The organism is Mesoplasma seiffertii ATCC 49495, from assembly GCF_000518725.1.
GTDB lineage: Bacteria > Bacillota_I > Bacilli_A > Mycoplasmatales > Mycoplasmataceae > Tullyiplasma > Tullyiplasma seiffertii.
Genome location: NZ_JAED01000002.1, coordinates 1 through 3197 on the forward strand (window position 1 = coordinate 1; position 3197 = coordinate 3197).

The window sequence follows — 3197 nt, forward strand, 5'->3', positions numbered from 1 at the left end:
TTTTTGATTGTTCTTTGAAAACTGAATACTAGATTGAAAAATTTATTGTTTTATATAAATGTGCGTTGAGTAATAGATTTTATTCTAAAATTCTCTCGATCTATTAGTAATGGTTAGCTTAACGCCTCGCAGCGCTTACACATCCATCCTATCAACCATGTGGTCTACATGGGATCTTACATCTTACGAATGGGAAAATTCATCTTAAAGGAGGCTTCTCGCTTAGATGCCTTCAGCGATTATCCTTTCCGCATATAGCTACCCAGCTGTGCCATTGGCATGACAACTGGAGCACCAGGGATGCGTCCAACTCGGTCCTCTCGTACTAGAGTCAGCTCTCTTCAATTTTCCTACGCCCACAACAGATAGGGACCAAACTGTCTCACGACGTTCTGAACCCAGCTCGCGTACCGCTTTAATGGGCGAACAGCCCAACCCTTGGAACCGACTTCAGCTCCAGGATGCGATGAGCCGACATCGAGGTGCCAAACCTCCCCGTCGATGTGAACTCTTGGGGGAGATCAGCCTGTTATCCCCGGGGTAACTTTTATCCGTTGAGCGACGGCCCTTCCACTCGGGACCGCCGGATCACTAAGTCCTACTTTCGTATCTGTTCGACTTGTAAGTCTCGCAGTTAAGCATTCTTCTACCTTTGCGCTCTTTGTATGATTTCCAACCATACTGAGAATACCTTTGAGCGCCTCCGTTACATTTTAGGAGGCGACCGCCCCAGTCAAACTACCCACCAGACACTGTCCTCAACCCAGATAATGGGTCCAAGTTAGAAAGTCAATGTAACGAGGCTGGTATTCCAAGGTTGACTCCACAGTCCCTGGCGGTACTGCTTCAATGTCTCCCAGCTATCCTCTACACGTTACACCAAATTTCAATATCAAGTTATAGTAAAGCTCCACGGGGTCTTTCCGTCTAGTTGCGGGTAACCGGCATCTTCACCGGTACTAAAATTTCACCGAGTCTATAGCCGAGACAGCGAAGGGATCATTACACCTTTCGTGCGGGTCAGAACTTACCTGACAAGGAATTTCGCTACCTTAGGACCGTTATAGTTACGGCCGCCGTTCACCGGGGCTTCAATTCAAAGCTTCGCTTGCGCTGACTTCTCCTTTTAACCTTCCGGCACTGGGCAGGTGTCACCCCCTATACATCGTCTTGCGACTTAGCAGAGAGCTGTGTTTTTGTTAAACAGTTGCCCCTCCCTCTTCACTGCGGCTCAACATAGTTGAGCACTCCTTCTTCCGAAGTTACGGAGTCATTTTGCAGAGTTCCTTAGCTATAGTTATCTCGCTTGCCTTAGGATTTTCTCCTTGATCACGTGTGTTCGTTCTAGGTACAGGCAATTAGTTATTAAGTTAGAAGCTTTTCTTGGAAGCATAGAGTCATGTACTTCGTTACTAGGCGAACCGTTCACTCCCCATCACGCTTCAATGTTGAATATAGAGCGGATTTGCCAACTCTACCACCTTTGCGCTTAGCCCAGGACAACCAACGCCTGGGATACACTATCTTTCTCCGTCACTCCATCACTAACTAATCGGTACAGGAATATCAACCTGTTGTCCATCGACTACGCCTATCGGCCTCGCCTTAGGTCCTGACTAACCCTGGGTGGACGAACCTTGCCCAGGAAACCTTGATCAAATAGCATGAGGGATTCTCACCCTCAAACGTTACTCATGCCGGCATAATCACTTCTAAGCGCTCCACTGGTCCTCACGGTCCAACTTCATCGCCCTTAGAACGCTCCCCTACCACTGTACTTACGTACAATCCGTAGCTTCGGTAGTATACTTAAGCCCCGGTACATTTTCGGCGCAAAATCACTCGACTAGTGAGCTGTTACGCACTCTTTAAATGATGGCTGCTTCTGAGCCAACATCCTAGCTGTCTGTGCAATTTCACATCCTTACACACTTAGTATACATTTGGGGACCTTAGCTGACGATCTGGGCTGTTTCCCTCACGAGCATGGACCTTATCACCCATGTTCTGACTGCCGTACAATTGGACATTGGCATTCGGAGTTTAATTCTATTCAGTACCGCTAGGTGCAGCCATCATAGATTCAGTGCTCTACCTCCAATGTTTTAATTACGACGCTATCCTTAAAGATATATCGGGGAGAACTAGCTATCTCCGGGTTCGATTGGAATTTCACCGCTAGCCACAAGTCATCCTCGGTCTTTTCAACGAACGTAGGTTCGGTCCTCCATTAGGTTTTACCCTAACTTCAACCTGCTCATGGCTAGATCACCCGGTTTCGTGTCTACTACAACGTACTCAACGCCCTATTAAGGCTCGCTTTCACTACGGCTCCCCATATTCTGGTTAACCTTGCACGTTATAGTAACTCGCCGGCTCTTTCTACAAAAAGCACGATATCACCCATTAACGGGCTCTATCTTCTTGTAAGCATATGGTTTCAGGAACTATTTCACTCCCCTCTCGGGGTACTTTTCACCTTTCCCTCACGGTACTGGTTCACTATCGGTAAAATGGTAGTATTTAGGCTTGCCGAGTGGTCTCGGCGGATTCCGACAAAATTTCACGTGTTTCGCCGTACTCAGGATATCCATTTCGAGATCAATGCATTTCGTATACGGGAGTATCACCCTCTGTGCTGCGACTTCCCAATCGCTTCTACTATACATTGATTTTGTAACTCTAACTATGGTCCTACAACCCCAGCCCGTAGACTGGTTTGGCCTGTTCCGCGTTCGCTCGCCGCTACTAACAGAATCATTATTTATTTTCTTTTCCTCTTGGTACTAAGATGTTTCAGTTCCCAAGGTTCCCATCTCACAACCTATGTATTCAGTTGTGGACAATACGAGATTAATCGTACTAGGTTTCCCCATTCGGACATCACCGGATCAAAGCTCACTTCCAGCTCCCCGATGCTTTTCGCAGGTAGTCACGTCCTTCTTCGGCTCCATTTTCCAAGGCATTCACCATATGCTCTTACTATTTTTTAGAAAAAATCTATTTGCAATTTATAACATTAATTTTAGTTTTTTTATAACTGATGTCAAATTTGATAATTGAATATAATTCAATTAAGAAAATTGTTTTTTCATCTAATATTCAGTTTTCAAAGAACAATCTTTTCAGAGATTAAATTAATAACCTCTGAAAACTAAATAGAACAGAAACAGTCAAAGCAGTTTCACGCTGCTTTT

Annotated in this window: 1 rRNA gene; it reads right to left on the reverse strand. The window is 45.4% G+C overall.

What is annotated here, in order from left to right:
* Positions 1-82: 82 nt before the first annotated feature.
* Positions 83-2993: ribosomal RNA gene (locus tag L872_RS0100055) — 23S ribosomal RNA — on the reverse strand.
* Between the last annotated feature and the right edge of the window lie 204 nt (positions 2994-3197).